This window comes from Streptomyces sp. NPDC051664 (assembly GCF_044453545.1).
Classification (GTDB): Bacteria; Actinomycetota; Actinomycetes; order Streptomycetales; family Streptomycetaceae; genus Streptomyces.
In genome coordinates, this window is record NZ_JBITCU010000040.1 from 36,225 (window position 1) to 55,420 (window position 19,196).

The window sequence follows — 19,196 nt, forward strand, 5'->3', positions numbered from 1 at the left end:
AGGCGGTCGGGCGAAGCGACCACGGCGCTCCCCGCCAGCGAGATGGCCCGCGACGGCCGATCTTCCTCCCAGGCGTCGCGGGCCATCTCTCACCTACACGTTCCTATGGCGGTGTCATTCTCGAAGGCCACCACGGCGGTGGCCAGGAGCCAGTGTAATTGGGTGGGGGATTCAATGGAGCCAATCGATCCCTCTTCGAGCTATTACAGAATGTGCAAGCCGGCGTGGTGTTTGCGTCGGTTAGGTCACCGCCACCAATCCTAGGCTCGACGTGGTCAATCGCCGTGGCTGGATTCGTCCGGCAATACGAACACAACGGGGCGGTCGTCCCAGTAGCCGCATTCTTCCCGACATCGTAATCCTTGAGGAGGCTTGGCGGAATCCTCTTCCCGGCACCAGAGCCACCACTCGAACCAGCTGGGATATCGTAAATCGCCTCACCATTCACGCCACAACCAATCGGAGAATTGGTGTTGTGAACTAGAACAGGCGTGGTGCCAGCGAGTACATAGTACGTGTGGAGGCCTTCTACGGTGAGGTTGCGGGTTTCCTTCACCTCGTGGAAGGAGCGGGTTGCGCGGACGGTGACATGAGTGCCTGCCTCCGTGCGCAGGGTCATTCCGGTGCGGAGGTCCGCGGTGTCTACCCAGGCGTTTTCGGAAGGCGACCAGAAGGGGTGGTGGTCGGTTGCTATGAGGTCCTCGTCACCGTGACTGGTAGCAACGGTCAGCTCAGTGAAGTCCTTGTCGTTCTTCGTGATGATGGTGGCGAGGACTATGCGGGCCTCGGTGTTGCCGGTTTCGGGGTCGGTCGCAAGTACCTTGTCGCCGGCCTCGATATCTTCGAGTGACTTGGTCGCGCCATCGGCCATCGCAACTTCCTGGGCGGGCAGGAAGCTGTTAAAGCATTTCCCGACCTGGCGCATGGCTATCTTTTCGGCCATGAGTTCGGCTGCTCCGAATGCAGCCCCGAATGCAGCCCCGGCTACTGCTCCTTCGACTTCATTGCTTAGGGCTTCCGTCGTTGACTCGTCGTCGCCGTCGACAAGGTCGGAGGCTGCTGCTTGGGCGAACCCTGCTGCTGCCCCACAGCCGGCGGTCCCCAGCAGACTTACGCCCGCTGTCTCCGGGGCTGCGGCGATAAGGGCACCCTCGCAAACGACGCCCGTGACGATACCGGCGGCGGCACCGATGATTTCGGCGAACAGGCCGGATCCGGATCCTTGCCCACCGTCTGCAGTGCCGGCTGGCTTGGGGTTGGAGCCAGAGCCTCCAGTCGAGGGGCTCCCAGAGCTTGGGGGCGGCGGCGGTGTGCCGGTGCCGAATTGCTTCTTGACTTGCTTGGGGGTGAGGCCGCCCGGGGTTCCCCCTGTGTAGCAGGCTCCGAGTGCTCCGCAGATCTCGGAGAGCCCGGATGGGTCGCTGTAGTTGATGGGGTCGTTGTGGCTGTAGCTGTAGGCGGAGAGGTTCTGCGGGGCGTAGCGGGCGCTGAGGGGGTCGGGGCTGAGGAAGCGGCCGAGTTTGGGGTCGTAGGCGCGGGCGCCGAGTAGGGAGAGACCGGTGGCGGTGTCCTCGGTCTTGCCGAGGAAGCCGTGGTCAGTTCCGGCAGGGAGGTTACCGCTGCGATCGTCGCCGAAGGGTGTGTAACGACGGCGGATTGCAGTGCCGGTCTTGGCGTCTACGGCAATCTGTGTCGACGCCTGGGTGTCGGCCATCAGATAGGTGACTTTGCCGCTGCCCGAGTCGGTTGTGCGGATGGCGACGGCGGCTGCGCCGCAGGCGTAGTAGCGGGTGGCCGTGGCTGTTTTGCCGTCGGTGGTGCGTAGTGCGGTGCCGCCGAGGTAGGCGACTGTTTCCTGGGGGCTGGTGCGGACTAGGAGGTTGCCGTCGGCGTCGTAGGTGTAGCGGGTGAGTTCTGTGCCCGAGGACCTGGTGGTGGTGACGGTGCTGAGCTGGCCGATCTTGGTCCAGGTGTAGTCGGTGGTCTTTTTGTCGGCGGTGGTGGCGCCTGGTTCGACGCGGTGCTCGAGCTGCCCGTCGTCGTTGTAGGTGAAGGTGTCCTTTGAGGTGGTGGTGGTGCCGGACTTATTGTCGATCTGGCGGACGCCATGCGGTGGTTGGTCGGGGTTGGCCGTGGTCCAGGTGCCGCTGTCGTCGTAGCCGGGATACAGGTAGTCCCGGGTTGTCTTGTTCGCGGCTGCGTCGGTGTCGGTGACGCTTTGCAGGTTGCCGAGCTGGTCGTAGGTGTAGTGGGTCTGGTAGGGGGCTTCGCCTGTGAAGTCGGAGACCGCGCCGATTGCCGGGATGGCCCACTTGGCACAGTCGCTCGCGGCTGCTCTGGTGTAGGCATCGGTCAGGCGGGTCAGGTCGTCGTACCTGAAGCACTGGGACTGGGCTGTCTGGCCGCTGGCCTGCTCCCTCAGCTCGGTGAGCTTGCCGTCCCAGTCGTAGCTGTAGGTGTCCTTCTGGGACTCCTTGATGAGTCCGTTGACGTTGACCGTCGTGGAGATGGAGTCCAGGCGACCTGTGCCGTTGGTGTCCTGGTATGTGTAGGAGCGTGCTGCGTTGACGCCGAGTCCGGAGAATTTGGCGCCGTAGTCGCGTCCCGCGAGACGGCTGTAGGCGTCGTAGGTGGTGTTGTTCACGTAGACGGCGTTGCCGAGTGTGCCGGTGAGCCGGTCGGGCTGTCCGTAGGAGTTGTACGAGGTGGTGACGGTCTCGGCGTCCAGGCCGCCGGCTTTTGGATAGGTGGCGGTGATGATGTGGTCGGCTGCGTCGTAGGTCTGTGTGGTGGTGTAGCTGCCGGCGAGGCCGTTGACGTTGGCCGGGATCGTGGTGGTGCTGCTCAAGGGGCGGCCGCGGGTGTCGAAGCCATTGATCTTCGATGTGTACGCGTTACCGGCGGCGTCACGGCTGATCGTCGTGGTGACCTTGCCGAGCCCGTTGGCGACGGTCGGGTCGTCCCAGGTCCAGGCGGCCAGTTCGTCGCTGCCGCTGGACGCTGAGGTCTTGCGGCCGATGTTGTCGTAGGAGTATCTGACGACAGTCTGGCGGGCATTGCTGGTGGCCGTCTCGACCTGTCCGTTGGCGTCGTACGTGGTGCTGGACTCGCCAGCGTCCGGGTCGTTCACGGTGAGGCGCTGGTTGGCCCAGTCGTAGGTGTAGACGGTGTTGTTGCCGCGAGTGTCGGTGATCTGTGTCGGTTCCCCCTTGCCGCCGTAGTGGTACTGCGTGGCGAACAGCGAGGTGCCGTCATGCTCGACGACCTTGGCGACCTGTCCGTAGACATCGGTGTAGGTGTCGGTGTCGCCTCTGTTGGCCTGGGTGACCGTGGTGTAGTCGCCTTGGTAGGTGGTGGACACCCGGTTCTCTGCCTGGAGCTCGGAGGTACTCCCGTCACCCACGCGGAGTCGGGACTGCACCGTTCGCCCGGCCCAGTCGACCAAGAGGTCCGTGTAGGACGGCAAGTCCTCAAGCTTGGGTGAAACAAGCCCGGATCCGGCCGTTCCCTCGCTGCGGAAAACTGCTGAGGCGCCGACGTTGTTGCCCGCGCTGTCGTAGCGCGTCACAGCTACCTGACGGTTGCTGACCGCTTCGGAGCTGTCAGGCAGCGGGTTCTGGGTCTCGCGCGCTCGCCCGAGGGCGTCGCTGTAAGCGTAGGACGACAGATATGTGGATCCGGCTTGAAGGGTCTGGGTGCTCGTCTGAGGGAAGCCCGTGACCGAGTCCGGTACGCCGCTGCTGGTGCCAGTGGGAATCGAATACCCGAATCTCAGGGATGGGGAAGTTCCCGTCTCGGTCGGCTTCCACACTTCGGTGATGCGTCCGGCGGCATCCAGGGTGACGGTCGTGACGTTCTTGTTGGCGTCCTGGGTCTTGTACGGCACGCCCCAGAACCGGGACTTCCACACGGTCGTGCTCAGTGGACCCTTGGCCGACATGGTGCCGTCGGGGTCGGCTGTGGTGCTGGTGATCCCGTTGGTCGGCCAGACGTTGGCGGGGCTGAACGTCGTGGTGGTGCGGTTCTTCTTGCCGTCCTCGCCCCACACCGCGCGTCCGGCGCTGTCGTAGCCCGCCTTGATGCTGCGGTACGTACTGGCACCGGTGTAGGTGCGGACTTCAGTGGCGTTGCCGTCGGCCGGCTTGTTGGTGTCGACGGAGGTGGCGTTGTCGAACAGGGTGGCTGTGTAACTGTCTTGGTTGGCCGCTGCGCGGTCGGTACACCCGCTGTTGTAGTGCCGTACCTCGTCCTGGAGCACGGTCCAGCGCTGGAGGCCGGTGGAGTCGTAGTCGTCGGTGTTGTAAGCGCGTCCGAAGGTGGTGCAGCGGTTGTCGGCGACATTGGTCTCGCCCCAGTCGTCGGTGCGCAGGGCCAGACCGTACGTCGTGGAGGTGGTGCTGGTGTCGTCGAACTCGCTCTCGATGACGTGCTCACGCCAGCCCGTGGAGATCTTGGTCTCGGTGGTGGTCCGGGATTCGCGCACGAAGCGTGCGTCGGGCACGCCGTCATAGGCAGCGGTGGTGTGGGTCCAGTAGCCATGGAAGACCCGCTCGTGGGAGCTGCCGGTGTCGTCGCGCTGGGACGTCTCGATCGTCCGGCCGGCGAGCCAGGGCTGGTCGGTGTAGGCGGTGCCTTCGCCGTCGCTGACGCTGACCGCCCGGGTTTTAGAGGAATCGGCCTTGTCGGTGCGGTCGCCGTCCAGGCCGCGGTAGAGCCAGTGGTAAGTGGTGTGCTGGGTGGCGCCCGTTCCGGTGGTGATGGCGACTTGCTGGTATCCGCGCCAGTCGGTCCAGGACTCGTCCTCGTCCTTCGTCAGCGGGTCGCTGGTGAACGCCCACCCGGCTCCGCCTACGTAGTCGTACGAGGTGGTGATGACGGGTGCGCCGTCCTGGTTGCTGGTGACGGTGGGGTCGACTTCGACCTTGGTCACCAGGAATTTCTTGAACCAACCGGACTTGGCCTCCGTCGCGCCTTCGGGAGTCCATTTCTGCCAGAAGCAGTCCTGTTTGTTGGACGCCTGGGAGGGGAGTGCAGCGGCGTCGCATGCGTCGGGGGCGCTGTAGGTGACGGTGGTGGTCGCGCCGAGGTCGTCGTGGATAGTGCTGATGCGCCGGAAGTTGATCTCAGCGGAGCCGACCTTGTTGTCCAGGTCGACACCGTTGAAGTTGATCACCGGGAGGACGATGTTTGTGCCGCTGCCGTAGGTCTTGCGCTGCATGTAGTCCATCCACAGCGTCTTGCCGACGGTGCCCTCGGGGTTCGGCAGGCCGTGCTTGGTCTGGTACTGCTCCACCAGGTCCCAGCCATCACCCGTCGTGTTGAGGACGTACGTCTTGATGTCCCAGAGCATGTCCTTGGTGAAGAACGTCGGGTAGTAGGTCTTGCCAGCGCAGTAGTAGTCGTTCGCTGTGCCGTCGCACATCAGGTCGACGGGCACATCGGGGTAGGAGGACGGGGTGGAGCTGATGGACGGGCACGCGCTGGGTTCGTCACGCAGCGGGTCCGCTTCCGACATACGCTCCACGCACCGGCCCACGTGGGTGAGTTCGACCCTGCCGGTCGGTTTTGAGTCTGCGATCTGGGTGGGCCAGCCGTACTCGATAGCACGGAGGTAGCCACCCGAGGTGTATGAGCGGGCCGTGTCCGTATTCGCGACGGACCGGTAGTGGTTGTCCTCCTTGTCGTAGAAGTACGTGGTGTCGACCTCGTTGGCGTCCACGACTCGGTCGAGGTTCCATCGCCAAGCTTGCGTACACGGCTCGGGGAACTGGCTGTGGCAGGGCTCGCCAACGTTGTTACCGACCACCGGCATCGTGTACACCGAGGAGGTGGCCTGTTCGGTGCGCTGGGAACGGCCCCAGCCGAAGTAGTAGCGTTGGCCGTCCTGGCTGCCGATCACCCAGTACTCGTCATCCGCACCGTACCCACCACTGAGGTGCTGGACCCGCCAGCCCGGGTCGTCCCTGAGGTGGTACGAGCCGGTGCCGTTTTTGTCCTGGACGAGCTCGGAGCTGACACCGTTGAGGTTGATGACGTAAACCGCACCGTCCGGCTCTGTGCCGGTGTTGGGCGAGTCCCAGCACATGTCACCGATCGTCGGCAGACCGTCGTCGGTGCAGTTGCGGTAGCGGCGTTCGATGAAACCGACGCCGAGGTCCCATCCCATGCCGGCCCAGGACGCCTGGTTGTTCGTTGCCGACGTACGGCCGTCCACGGACTGCGAGTTGTAGGACAAGCCGAGGGCAGGTGCTGAGCCCACCGCCGGTGCCGGCAGCTGGATCGGGAGGTTGTAGGTGAAGGCACCAGAGCCGGTGGCCACCGACCAGGAACCGGAGGCAGCAAGCGAGGAGGCCCGGTAATCGCCCTGGTCGGAGGAGGATCCGGCGGTGACCGCGTAGACACTGGCTCCCCCGGTCGTGCCCAGCTGGGTGGACAGGCCAGGATCGGCATCACCGGCGCTCGTGTCTGCCGACGTGGTGTCTGCATCGGCCGTGACCGTCGCCGTCAGCACGCCGGCCTTGACGTCGTTATTGCTCGGCACGACCTCACGCGCCGTACAGCCCTCCGCCTCCGGAGTGGTCAGCGCACAGGCAGGGAGCTTGACCAGCATCAGGCGCTGCGCGAAATCACCACCGTAGGCGTACTGGAAGCCTGAGTAGTCGATCCCGATCTGTACTTGGCCCGGATCACTGCCGCCGTCGGTTCGGGAAACCTGGACACCGAGACCGACCCCTCCGGCCGGAGCGACGGCCTGCCGGTCGAGGACCTGCACGTCGACCTGCTCGGGGGTCGGCGGATCCGGGACCGGATCCGCTGTCGCAGAGTCCGTGGCTTCTGGTGAGGGTGTACCAGAGGCGGAGGGGCTCGCCTCTGGCGAGGCATCTTCGCCGGAGCTTGCCGACTGCGTCGGATCGTCTGTGGACGCAGCCCGGCCGGCCCCGGCGAACTGCGGCGCGGGGCCGGTCGGCTCGGCGACAGGCGCGACCTCTACAACATCGGCGACCCGGTTCTCCTCGTCGCCACCTGGTGCAGGCGACGACGTGGCCGAAGGCGACGACGCATCGGATGGGGTTGGCATGACGGTGCCGGGGTCACCCGGCGCAGCGGTCGACAGATCGATGCGCGCCTGGGCCGCAGCCGGCCACTTCGGCTGCGGAAGAGCCTTGCCAGCCTCTTCCGCCTGCTGAGCCGGCACGGAGCCGAGCGACTGAGACGGGACGATCGGTGTCGAGTCATCCGCGGCGGCCGCGCCAGGTGGCGACACCACCGACACGGTCGACAACAGACCGGAGAGCAACGCTCCGGCCACTCCTAGAGAAACCCACCGCGAACGTCGAAACGTCACTGGCACTCCCGCCCCATGCGAGGACGCGTCAGCGCACCCCCGCCACTCAACAGTTGACCTGCCGAGATGTGTGAGGGCTACCGCGCTCCCCAGCGCGGCACGAAGAGCCATCCAGTCGATCTCGATCAGTGAATGGGGACAGTAGTTTGTGTGAACCAACTGTGAATAGAGTGATCGCGGAATACTTCCATCCGGATGCAGTGATCCACATCACGACAGGAACCGGCCTGGGGTGGCGCATTGGACATCGATCCCTGGGTTGACGTGCCGCAATAGCGCTCAGCCGCACGCCAGCATCGAGAAGCGGACCTACGCGGATTACACCGATCTGCCCAGATACGCCATGGAGGGTTTCCCTGGCGCACAGTTCAAGGCGATGGCCGTTGCCGCCGACAAGGTCGCTTCCACAGCGGCACAGAAGTGACTGGTCGACAACCACCACATCGAGCCCGGCGCGCCGATTTGCGGGTCTGGAGATTCGAGCCACTGCCCACCCAACGCCCCACGCAGTGACTGCCATTCGGGGCTTTCTATTACCGCCAACCAAAAGCAGAATGAATTTTATTGCTATGCATACTTTGACCATGCATAATGGAAATCGCTAGGTGCTGTGCCCTCACCGGATCCCATCACTGATCCAACCAAGCCCGACTGAGGAGAAACCCACATGCGCAGGCAGGACGCCATCGCCTAGGCGGCCGCTGCAGGACACGCTCCACGAGACCAAGAGCCTCGCCGAACTGCACGCCGTGCAGTCGCGCACTGAACCTGGGCGCCAGCCTCCAGGACATCGCCACCGCCCGGACCCACACCCAGCGCACGCACGCACCGTCAGGCGGGCGGGCGGCAGCAACTGCCTCCCTCCACACACGAACCGACAGGAGCGCCGCCCCCGATGACCAGCCCCGCCGCGCCCCTCTCCCCCGAAACCGCCTACGCCTCAGCACCGCCGCTGCACCTGGAAGCCGACGACCTGATAGGGCTAAGGTCTCACCACCGCCGTCGACCAACATCGAAGCCCGTGTCCGCCGCGGCTTCATTGACCAGGCCTCGCAGCACGGCCTGCGTCGTGGCCGTCGTCTTCCTGACCAACCTGGACAGATGCGGGGCCCGCAACGGGCAGCGGTCGGCCAACCGGCACCGTCCCCTCCCCCGGCCTGCGCCGACAGCACGAACAGGCACTGGCCGCCATGCCGCTGCTCACCGGCGAGGGATCACCGATATTTGCACCGTGGTCGGCGACCGTCGCTGACCTCGTCGGTCGGGCACGCGGGCCGTGCCGTTGTACACGAAGCCCTGGGGTGAACTGGACGGCGGCTGCCCCGACCTGCAAACCTCGTCCAACGCTCAGAGAGATGAGAGCCAGAAGATGCTGAAGCCGTTGCGAGAGCACCAGGCCGAGGCGGTCGTCGCCACAGTGCGCGCGCTCGACCTGCCGCAGGACGCACTGTTTCCGCCGGCAGGGCTGCGCACGCAGATCATCATGGCCACCGGCAGTGGCAAGACCCTGGTGGCCGTGCACACGGCCGAGGAACTCACCGCGGACCGCGTCCTGATTCTGGTCCCCTCTCTCAACCTTCTGGAGCAGACCGCCCGCGCCTGGCGCGACGGCGGCCGGCCCGGCCCGTACTTCGGCGTCTCCTCCCTGAAGTCGGAGGATGTGGGCTTCCCCAACACCACGGACGCAGACGAGTTGGTCCGGCTCACCCGCGGTCCGGGCCGCATCGCCGTCTTCGCGACCTACGCCTCCCTGGGTCTGGGCTTCCTGGAGAAGGCCCACGTCGCGGGCCTCCCGCTGTGGAATTTGATCATCGTGGACGAGGCGCACCGCGTTTCGGGCCGGATGGGCAAGCCTTGGGCGGTCGTTCACGACAACACCCGCATCCCCGCCGAGCGGCGCCTCTACATGACCGCCACTCCGCGCGTGTGGCAGGCCGGAGAGGTCGACGACGACGAGACCGGAGGCCGCCGGCGGCCTGGCGAGCTGGTCGCTTCGATGCTGGACGACCCCGACGGCGTCTTCGGCAAGGTCGCCTTTCATCTCTCGTTGGAACAGGCGATCGAGCGGGGCATCGTCGCCCCGTACCAGGTGCTGGTGGTCGACGTGCAGGACCCGGCCCTGAACAGCGCGCTGCGCGCCGCCGGGGACGGCAGCGAAGAGGTCCGCGGCAAGCGGCTCGGCGCCCTGCAGGCCGCGACGCTGAAGGTGTCGGCGAAGGAGGAACTCGAGCGGGTTCTCTCCTTCCACCAGCGAGTCGCCGAGGCCGAGGCCTTTGCCCTGGGCCTGCCAGGCAAGGCGTCCGACTTGTACCCCGCAGAGGATCAGGTGTGGGCGAAGTGGCTGCACGGCGAACACAAGCCGGCACACCGGCGGCGCGTACTCGCCCAGTTCGCCGCCGGCGAGACCGACAACGGCACCAAGACCGCTCTGTCGCTGATCGCGTCCGTGAAGGTCCTCGGCGAGGGAGTCGACACCCGCGAATGCGACGCCGTCGTCTTCGCGGACGTCCGCGGCTCCATGCCCGACCTGGTCCAGGCCGTCGGCCGCGCCCTGCGCATGCACCCGGGCGAAGGGAAGATCGCCACCCTGGTCGTGCCGGCATTCCTCGCCCCCGGCGAGAAGCCGGACGCCATGCTCACCTCGACCGCATACAACGGGCTGGCCAAACTCCTTGCCGCGCTCCGCGCACACGACGCCCGCATCGAAAAGCTCACCGACCCGGGCACATCACGGACCCGCGCCCCCGAACGTCGACACGAGACCCGCGACTTCGAGGAGGACCTGGGCCAGGAGCAGGACGCCGACGGCGAAGAGACGCCGGCAGTCAGCCGGCCGGCCAAGGACCTGCTGCGATTCTCAGCACCGCGTGACGCGCGCCAGCTGGCCGCCTTCATCGAGCTGCGCGTCCTCAACCCCGAGCGGGTCCACTGGCGGCGCGGAATCCAGGCCGCCCAGCGCTACGCCAAGGAGCACCAGGACCTGCGCGTGCCGTACGACTACCGCACCCCGGCCGACTGGTCACCTGCCGATTTCCCGCTGGGCGTGTGGGTCACCGACTGCCGCCGGCACTACAGCGCCGGCCGCCTGGACCCCGAGCGCACCGCCCAGCTCCAGACCCTCGGCATGGTCTGGTCGTACTTCGACACCAGCTTCGAAGAGGGACTGGCCGCGGCCGCGAAATGGGCCGACGAACACGAAGTCGGCCTCGCCGCACCAGTGGACGCGGTAATCGGCGAGTACCCGGTAGGGCGGTGGCTGAAGAATCAACGGGCTGCCGCGCGCCGGGCCGCCGAGCTCGAACGCTGCCGCGTCGAAGGAGTCCCCGAGCCGGCAGGCGCCGCCGCTCCCCTGTCCGACGAGCGTCGGAACGCGCTGGAAGAGATCGACCCGGGCTGGTGCCCGACCTGGAGCATCGACTGGCAGCGGACCTTCCGGCTCGCCTGGCTCCACATCAAGGCCGGTGGCACTCTGCCCGACAAGGCCGGTGTCGTCATCTTGGACGGCGAGGACCTGGGCAAGTGGGCCGCCGCCCAGTGCGCCAGCTTTCCCAAGCTGACCATGCCTCAGCAGGCGATGCTCACCGGCACGCTGAACATCACAGCCGCACCGGCCAAACGCACCCGGGCCGAGATGTGGACCGACAACCTGACCGCCGCCCGGCAGTACCACGAACGCGAGGGACACCTGGAAGTACCGCGCAGCCACACCGAGCACGTCAACGGCGAGGCCCTACGACTGGGCGCCTGGATCAGCCAGCAACGCGTCAAGGCCCCCAAGCTGGCGCCCGAGCGGGTGGACGAGCTGTCGGCCCTGGGAATGCGCTGGTAGTCCGGCCGCCGCACGGCAGACTCTGCTGTCTTCGCGCGCCAGGGACTTCTGCGCTAATGCCCTGGCGCTGACGAAGAGTCGGGAGCTCTCCAACTGGTAGCTCTTACATCAATGATCTGCGACTTCTCAGGAGAGCCCCCCGTCACAATCGGTGCTGCGGTCCGATGAGCTCAGCGTCGTCCGGCCACCGGAATGAGTCGGCCGGAGCGGCGAGGGCAGGACCGATGATCCCCGATGTGGGCGTTTCCTTCCCGCCGCCCGTTCCTGGTGGGATTCTGCACCGATGGCTCCACTCGTGCTGCGAGTGAGCACTGACGCCGCACATGGTCAGTGAGTAAGATCTGCCCATTCCGTGAAGAGCATGTGAAGGGTGGGGGCTGTGCAGGTACAGGTGCGTGCATTCATCGAACAGGGGCTGCGGCGCGAGGAGACGCTGCTGGACTTCATCGAGGCACGAGAAAAAGAACCGGCGCCGATGAGCACCGGGCGGGTGTGGCACGCGCTTACGACCCATCGATGGATCCACATAGTTGAGCCATCGATGAAGAACATCACGTCCGTCATGCTCAGCAATGCCCGTGCGCACAACGGTCTCATGAGCTCACGTATCGGCGAGGTCGGCTGGTCCAGGCGCGACATGTTCACAGTGACGAAGTCCTTCGCGCAGGCCGCGACAGCGGCGGCTGGCAAGGTACCGTCGGGCTTTCAGTTTGAGCCGGAGTCGGCTGTTTACCACGTCGTCGACATCACGCCGGATCACTCCACCATTGAAGGGCGCCTCGCATTCCTCGCAGCTCGGACGGGCGCCAGCAGCGAGTTCGTCTGCGGCGGATGTGGCTGTTGGCTCGGATACTGCCGTGCCGATACACCCCGGCCCCCGTCCGCGACTTGCCCCGGTTGCCATCGAACCCTCACGAGCTGAACGGTGGCGTCTCGCAACCGGTGAGTACCCGCCGGCGGCGAGAGTCCGCACCGTTGATCCCCGATGTGGGCGTTTTCCTTCCGCCCGGTCTTGGTGGGATCCTGCGCCGCATGAGGCTTATGCGTGGGGCGGGGGCTGTTGCGGCGGGATTCGTCGCGGTGGCGGTGTTGTCGGGGTGCGATGGGAATGGCAGTGATGATGCGAAGCCGGCGGCCTCGAGTCCGTAGGTGTCGGAGGTCGCACCAGCTCCGACACTGACGGTGGAGGAGCCGCCGACTTGGGAGGACGAGATCGACCAGGTGGCGACCGCGAAGGGTTGGATGCCAGGCGAATCAGCGTCCGACTATATGGCCAGCATCTGCAAGGCGCTACCGGAACGGAAGGAGGTGGATGACAATCCTGCCGAGTGGCTGATGATGCAGAAGCCGGACGAGGACCATGCGGCGGTGTTGAAGGCTGGGGTGCCGAAGCTGTGCCCGAAGTGGTCGAAGACGGTGGCAATGGCGCTGGCAGGCGAGGCGACCCGGTCGTACTCGGGTGGCACGTACAAGGTGAAGGCGGATCCGGGGACGGACGCGGACGAGATCGCTCCGGGCACGTACCGAGCGAAGGGCGAGCTGGCGGACTGCTACTGGGAGCGGACCACCAAAGCCGGGGCCATCATCGACAACAACTTCGCGACGTCGGCGCAGGAAATCACGGTGACGATCCGGGCGTCCGACGGGCAGTTCACGTCGCGGGACTGTGGCGTGTGGAAGCCCGTGAAGTAGCAGGGGCGAAGCCACACGTGTGCCCGCATGTCCTCGGACAGCGCCCCACGGGATTTGATCTCTAGCGTCATGGATCCGGGCCAACTGAACCGCCATGCCATAACCGACCCTCCGTCACCCGTATGCCACACTCAACACCCTTTCCAGAGGGGCGAAACCGGCTGTACGCCGCCCTGGCAGCCTAGGAGTAGCCCCAAGGCCGCTCCATACCGGCGACTTGGAGATCGGCCGCGTAAGCCACCTTTCTGTGGGTCGCTTTTCAGTGGATTTGCGAGCTTCGGCGATTTTGCGCTTATGACCTTCGAGGCGGAGGTGACGTTATGTCAGTGAGGCGCGCGGGGCACAGGATTCGGGGACTGAGGAACATCCGTGTCAGAAGCCTTGCCCACGCGGGCGAGGGCGCGGTGCGGCGCCATCATCGACATCAGACCGGACAGGTGTGGCGCGTGACCCTCTGGCCGCCAACACGTTGTCTGGAGTTCTCCTTCAGGCGCTGAGGTGCTGGGTGAGGAACAGGGCGGCGCGGTCGAGCGCGCGGTCGGCCTCGTCGAGTTGGCCGATGAAGGACTGGAACACGTGCGGTACTCCGGCCGTGACGTCCAGGATGACGTCGACCTCGGCGTCCCGGGCTCGTTCGGCTAGCCGCACCGAGTCGTCGAGCAGCAGTTCGTTCGTGCCGACCTGCAGCAGCAGCGGCGGGAAGCCGGTCAGGTCGGCCAGGATGGCCGGCGCGAGCAGTTCCTGGTTCGGGTCCTGTCCGGCGAGGTACAAGTCGCCGGTGTGGGCCATGCCCTCGCGCGTGAAGAAGGGGTCGATTCCGGCTTTGGCGTCCATGCTGGCGCCCGAACGGGTGTGGTCGAGGCTGGGTGAGAACGCGACGATGGCGCCGGGCATGGGCAGCCCGGCCTCCTTGGCGGCGAGCGTGGTCGTCACGGTCAGGCCACCACCGGCCGAGTCGCCGACGAAAGCCATGGATTCCGGGTTGATCCCATCGTCGAGCAGTACCCGGTACGCGGCGAGGCAGTCCTCGATTGCGGCGGGGAACGGGTGCTCCGGCGCGAGCCGATAATCGAGCGACAGCGCACGGAACCCGGTACGGGTGACCAGGCTGGCGGTCAGTCCCATCGCTGCCTGCGGTGATCCGAGGGAGAACGAGCCGCCGTGGAAGTACAGGATGGTGCCCGAACGTGTCTCGCCTTCCGTTTCGACCAGGACGACAGGCCGCTCGCCAAGCACGGTGTCGGACGTGCGTACCTTCGGGACCGGGAACAGCGCCATCAGCGCCGCGAAGTTGCTGCGCATCTGCTCGACGGGCAGTGGTTTGAAGCCCTGCGGGCCCCGCCGCACCATCGCGTCGACCGTCGCGCGTTGTGCCTTGCCCATAGCTGTACTCCTTCAGACGTATGCCTCCTCGCCTTTGCGCATGGCCTTGCTGTAGGAGGAGGCGAGCGGAAAGCGGAAGGCCGTCACGATGGTGTGCGGGACCTGGAGCAAGTCCAGGTCGCGGCTGATGTCGGCGGCGGTAGCTTTCCACTCGCCGCAGTCGACCTCCCGCCACATGGCCAGGCAGTCCTTGTTCAGGCTTCCCGGACGCGTTGATCGTGCTGACAATCCGCCGCTGCGCGGCCCGTACCTCCTGGCGACCGCAACCGTCATCGCTCTCTCCCCGCTCTCGCCGACACCCTGTTCAACCGTGTCGTCTGTGCTGGTCAACGAACCGAGTCCGGGGAAGGCCCGGTACGACTTTCCCCGGCCGGCCGCGGTCGCTCGTCGTCGGGAGCCGATGATCCGGAGGATGTCCTCCCAGTGCCGCTCGATGCGGGCGAGGTCGATCCGGCCGCGGGCAGCGTCCTGGAAGGCGCTCAGGTACCGGCAGGTCGAGGTCCAGCGATCCTGTGTTGCTCTCCACCTGGATGCCACCCAGCCGTTGGCCGATGCCGCGCTGGAGGTGGCCAAGAGGTGTGTACTCCTCAGCAAGACAAGCGGCAAAGCCATCGCAGCCCTCAAGGGTCACGAATTGGACGGAGGCCCTCTCACGCCACCGTCGCCTGGCCACATCGAGGTTCTGACGGAAGATGGGCTAGACCCAGAGGCACCTGGCCTCGACTTGCTCCAGTCGAAAGCTCGGGACGCCTACAACGTCTTCCTGCGCGCGGCCGCCGATGCCATAGGGGACGCCGGGCTCCTGGACTCCCCATGAACGGCGGGACTGCCGGTCCAAGTCCGAGATCGTTCTAGTCATCGTCGGGCTCGACAGTGTCCGGGTCTCGCAGTGGCAGCAGTCCGCCGCAAGCCGGCATGGGTGCGATAGAGCTCTGGCGGCCCAGAACTGACCCGTCTCGCTGAAGGTGATCCACGTCGGGGCTGTGACCAGCGGTGGTTCAGATTGAGCGAGACGGACGCGCGGCTGGCGTCCCGCTCAATCTGAGTCCTGAGCGCCAGGATTTGCCTCGCGTTCGGCGGCGAACTCGTCGAGAAGCTGGAACAGGACCTTGATCGCGTGCTTTTCGTCCTCGGGCGGCAGGTCGGCGATGTTGTTCCAGCCCTCTGGGAGCGCGACATGCAGGACCTGTCCTGGCCAGGCATGGTTGCAGCTGCGGCCGCGGCGGGCGACGAGCCACTCGTGCCAGCCTGTAAGCCCCTGTCCGCCGTGGCGCATCGCGTGCTGGTCGTAGCCGGTGAGGAAGGCGGTCAGCTGATGGAACGACGAGGCAGTGCCGACAAACATGCCGGGACGCTGGCCGACGCAGGCGAAGTACTCGCGCTCGCTCATTTCCCTGATCGGTCTCATCGGTCTCCTTCGCAGGCCTGGCGCGGATCCGGCTATGCACCGTGCGGATGCCGACGGTCGTTCCAGAGTTGTCTGAGGGCTTCGAGTTCGGTGCGGGGGAAGTGCTCGCCCCATTTGCCGCTGTAGCCACTCTCGCCGTAGGTGCGCGCGACATCGTCGAAGCATCGGATCGCGGCGCGGGCCAGCTCGTCGATGGCGTATTGGCTTGACCAAATTTCGGCGCCATTGTTGTCGTGGTCCCTTCCGTCTCGGAGCTCCAGGATCCGGACCCAGACGCACTCGTCTTCCCGATGAAAGATCCAGCGAGAGGCGGTCGGTTCGGCCTCGAACTGCGCTCGGGTTTCCGTCTCGCCGGCGATCAGCCGGGCCAGCGAGGTAAGGAATTCTTCCGGCGCGCTTGTGATGTAGGAGGCGGTGAGCACGATGACCGCCTGGCGGTCTGTGACCGTGCAGTCAGCCCAGCCGTGTCCGTCGAGACGCCAGGTAAAGCGCAGGCCGGTCGTCACGACGGATTCCCGTCCAGCCGGATTCCGAGAGCGCGGTTGTCCGGGCAGCGGAGAGCCACGCCGCTGTCTTCGGTGCCGTCCAGGTAGGTCATGCGGGTCAAGTTAGGTCAAGGCCAAGACTGCCGTCACCACGATTCCCGGGTGCTGCCGCTCGGGGAGCCTTTGGGCGGGGCGGTGATGTAGACAACGCCCCCGGTACGACGGGAAACGTCCGCACCTGCCCGGCAGCCTCGAAACGCGCGGACCACATCGCCTCAAACGGCCCGCTGTGCAGGTCACCACGACCGTCGGCATACTCCAGCCAGAAGCTCTCACTCCACCAGCCACCCCCACACGGCGCTGACCGCGTACAACGACCATAGGCAGCCGGGCACGGCAGTGGCTCACAAAGAGCGAGACGGATCGGTAGATGGCCCAGGTCGACCGGGGCGCAAGACCAGATGACTCAGATGGACCGAGACTGGCTCACCTTCAGGGAGACGGGTCAAGAACGCTGGTCAAGCATCCACAACACGCCTGCTGAGCGGGGGTCACACACCTCACGCCCTGAAGTTAGTAAGCTGACCCCATGGTTACCCCAAGTCCCAGTGGAGACAGAGAGAAGGTCGTCTCCAAGCTGCCGTCCTGGCTACGCCAGGACCTCAAGGTTCGCGCCGCCGAACTCAGTATCGACATCCAAGACGCTGTGTCAGCCGGCATCTCAGCCTGGCGAGCAGTGCCGGACGGCCACTCCCCCGTCGAGACGTCAGGATCCGCGTCATTCTCGACCTGGCTCCCCCCAGGGCAATGGGATGAGCTGAAGGACACATGCACTGAGCGAGGGATTCCCTTCGTTCAAGGGCTCGCCCAGTCCGTGCAGACGTGGATGAGCTCCCACCCCTCCCCCAGGCATCGTCCTGTGACTGGCATCTGCCAGCGCAAGGTCGTCATAAACCAGAAGGGCGGGGTCGGGAAGACGGCCATCGCGGCTGGTGTAGCCCAGGCCTTGGCCGAGGACGGCATGCGTGTGCTGCTCGTCGACTACGACCCTCAAGGGCACCTGAGCGATCAGCTTGGTGTGGAGCAGCTTCCGCCCGGGACGGACAGCTTGGTGCTGCACATGTGCGGCGAAGCCAAGGGGGATCTGCGGGACTTGATCGTCACGCTCGAATCGCCGCGCTTCGAGAAGCGACTGCACGTCCTACCTGCGTGCCCCGACGGGTTCCTCCTCGACGCCAAGATCGCGGTGTCGCGCATGCGTAACAAGGAAGCTGCCCTGGAGCGTGCCCTGAAGCCTTTGGAGAAGGACTTCGACGCCATGGTGATCGACTGCCCGCCGAGCCTGGGCATGGCGACCGACGCAGCCATCTACTTCGGCCGTCGCCGGCAAGGCGAAGGCGAAGGGCTTTCAGGCATGGTCATTCCGGTCCTCGCGGAGGACTCATCGGCCACGGCCTACACGATGCTTGCCGAGCAGATCGAGTCGCTGCGCGACGACCTCCGCCTCGAGATTGAGTACCTCGGACTGGTCGTCAATCTCTACGACAGCCGCCGCGGCTACGTAGCGACGTCCTCCCTGAAGGAGTGGCGCAACCTCGGGGACCCCAGAGTCCTCGCCGTCGTCGGAGACCTCAAGGAACAGCGCGAAGCTGTGCGGAAGCGCATGCCGCTGCTGGCGTACGCCCCGCACAGTGATCAGTCGGAGATCATGCGGCAGATTGCGAGGGAGATCTCATGAGCTCCAAGGAAGACCAGCTCGGCGCCTCGTCCTCCTTCGCTCGAGCCGGCACGGCCCGCAGCGTCCGTCGCCAGCTGACGGATGCAGCCTTCGGACTGAGCGACCCCAACGAGCTAGCTCTCAGCGAGATCAGTGCCAATCCTGATAACCCACGGGAGAGCCTCGGCGATGTCTCCGGGATGGCCGCGAGTCTGAGCGAGATCGGTCAGATCCAGGCAATCACCGTGGCGTCAGTCGATGCCTACCTCCGGGACCGGCCGGAGCGCGCATCTGAACTGGAGCCTGGCGCCCAGTACGTCGTAGTGGACGGCCATCGCCGTCTCGCTGGCGCCCGCACGGCCGGCCTCGCGACGATAAAGGTCACCGTCGACGACGCGCGCGTCACCACAGACGAGTCGCTGCTCGAGGCCGCGTTCGTCGCCAACGCCCAGCGGGAAAACCTGTCCGATCTGGAAGAAGCGCAGGCACTCAAGACCCTGGTTGCGTTCTACGGATCGCAGCACAAGGCCGCACGACGACTCGGAGTGACTCAGCCCTACATCTCGCAGCGCCTGTCGCTGCTGGAGCTGGTACCCGAACTTCAGGCGGACCTGGAGGCTGGGCGCCGAAAGGTCGAGCACGTACGAGGGCTCGCCAAGCACTCCCCGGAAGAGCAGCGCACTCTGGCAGACGCCCGGGCGCAGCAGGCCCAACAGAAGAAGCAGAAGCGTAAGACGCCCGTCACGCAGCCACCCACTGATAACGGCGTTATCACCAAGGACGTGCCAGCGGGGGAGCCTGACGAGGAGTCGGCAGCTGATAACGGCGTTATCAGTGAGGGACGCCCGCAGCCCAGCAGCAGTCAGCTCACTGATAACGGCGTAATCAGTCCGGTCGCGGAAGAGCCTTCGGTAAGCCTCCACGTTCCGTGGCACAACCCGCAGGCCCTCGATCGGCTGGCCCGTGAGCACATGACCGCTGAGGACCGCCATACCCTCGCAAAGCTCCTCGCTCAGGAGTGATCGCGGATTTGAACGTCCCTGTTTTCCCGCACAGGCAAGGCAGGGACGTTCTTGATGCCAAGGTGGATCTCCAAGCAGAAGATCTACGGAACACGCTTCAGGGAGGGGATCGCGGGTGGCCGCGATGCAGCTGACACGCACGCACCGGGTACTCATCGGGGTCGTCGTCGCCGGCGCGGCAATCATCGCCGCGATCGGCTTCGCGGGCTCGTACGCCGCCGTGCGCGCGCTCGCAGAACAGAAGGGCTTCGGGAACTTCTCCCTGGTCTTCCCGATAGGCATCGACGCGGGCATCTGCGTACTGCTGGCGCTGGA

12 protein-coding genes are annotated in these 19,196 nt (G+C 65.8%); 7 read left to right on the forward strand and 5 right to left on the reverse strand.

The window, feature by feature from the left end; translation table 11 throughout:
• Positions 1-103 precede the first annotated feature (103 nt).
• Positions 104-6,772 carry an RHS repeat-associated core domain-containing protein gene (locus ACIA8E_RS37090; RefSeq protein ID WP_399305256.1) on the reverse strand — a complete coding sequence of 2,223 codons (6,669 nt, stop codon included), beginning with the start codon at positions 6,770-6,772 and terminating at the stop codon, positions 104-106.
• An 832-nt stretch (positions 6,773-7,604) separates the two neighbouring features.
• Between ACIA8E_RS37090 and ACIA8E_RS37095 the strand changes: the two genes are divergently transcribed.
• From ACIA8E_RS37095 to ACIA8E_RS37110, 4 genes are all read left to right on the forward strand, one after another.
• Entirely contained in the window at positions 7,605-7,769 is a 165-nt protein-coding gene (locus tag ACIA8E_RS37095; protein WP_399305259.1) for a hypothetical protein, read from the forward strand.
• A gap of 945 nt (positions 7,770-8,714) precedes the next feature.
• Positions 8,715-11,174: a Helicase associated domain protein gene (locus ACIA8E_RS37100; RefSeq protein ID WP_399305262.1), complete on the forward strand. Its 2,460-nt coding sequence runs from the start codon at positions 8,715-8,717 to the stop codon at positions 11,172-11,174.
• A gap of 379 nt (positions 11,175-11,553) precedes the next feature.
• A complete protein-coding gene (locus ACIA8E_RS37105; RefSeq protein WP_399305265.1) occupies positions 11,554-12,096 on the forward strand; it encodes a hypothetical protein in 543 nt (180 codons plus the stop codon).
• Positions 12,097-12,482: 386 nt separating this feature from the next.
• Positions 12,483-12,866: a hypothetical protein gene (locus tag ACIA8E_RS37110; RefSeq protein WP_399305268.1), complete on the forward strand. Its 384-nt coding sequence runs from the start codon at positions 12,483-12,485 to the stop codon at positions 12,864-12,866.
• Between the two features lie 486 nt (positions 12,867-13,352).
• On the opposite strand, the gene ACIA8E_RS37115 is transcribed toward ACIA8E_RS37110, so the two are convergent.
• From ACIA8E_RS37115 to ACIA8E_RS37130, 4 genes are all read right to left on the reverse strand, one after another.
• Entirely contained in the window at positions 13,353-14,249 is an 897-nt protein-coding gene (locus ACIA8E_RS37115; RefSeq protein ID WP_399305271.1) for an alpha/beta hydrolase, read from the reverse strand.
• 12 nt (positions 14,250-14,261) lie between these two features.
• Entirely contained in the window at positions 14,262-14,822 is a 561-nt protein-coding gene (locus tag ACIA8E_RS37120) for a hypothetical protein (protein ID WP_399305289.1), read from the reverse strand.
• 463 nt (positions 14,823-15,285) lie between these two features.
• On the reverse strand, positions 15,286-15,639 hold the full coding sequence (locus ACIA8E_RS37125; RefSeq protein WP_382842433.1) for a hypothetical protein: 354 nt from the start codon (positions 15,637-15,639) through the stop codon (positions 15,286-15,288).
• 50 nt (positions 15,640-15,689) lie between these two features.
• The gene (locus tag ACIA8E_RS37130; RefSeq protein WP_399305275.1) at positions 15,690-16,163 is read right to left on the reverse strand and encodes a hypothetical protein; all 474 of its coding nucleotides are present in this window, start codon (positions 16,161-16,163) and stop codon (positions 15,690-15,692) included.
• A gap of 568 nt (positions 16,164-16,731) precedes the next feature.
• Here ACIA8E_RS37130 and ACIA8E_RS37135 point away from each other — a divergent pair.
• The 3 genes from ACIA8E_RS37135 to ACIA8E_RS37145 all read left to right on the forward strand — a co-directional run.
• Positions 16,732-17,880, forward strand: a complete 1,149-nt coding sequence (locus ACIA8E_RS37135) for a ParA family protein (RefSeq protein ID WP_399305278.1) — start codon at positions 16,732-16,734, stop codon at positions 17,878-17,880.
• The gene (locus ACIA8E_RS37140; protein ID WP_399305281.1) at positions 17,877-18,881 is read left to right on the forward strand and encodes a ParB/RepB/Spo0J family partition protein; all 1,005 of its coding nucleotides are present in this window, start codon (positions 17,877-17,879) and stop codon (positions 18,879-18,881) included. The genes ACIA8E_RS37135 and ACIA8E_RS37140 overlap by 4 nt, the downstream gene beginning before the upstream one ends.
• A 115-nt stretch (positions 18,882-18,996) precedes the next feature.
• On the forward strand, positions 18,997-19,196 hold a 200-nt coding region (locus ACIA8E_RS37145), incomplete at its 3' end, for a DUF2637 domain-containing protein (protein ID WP_399299182.1).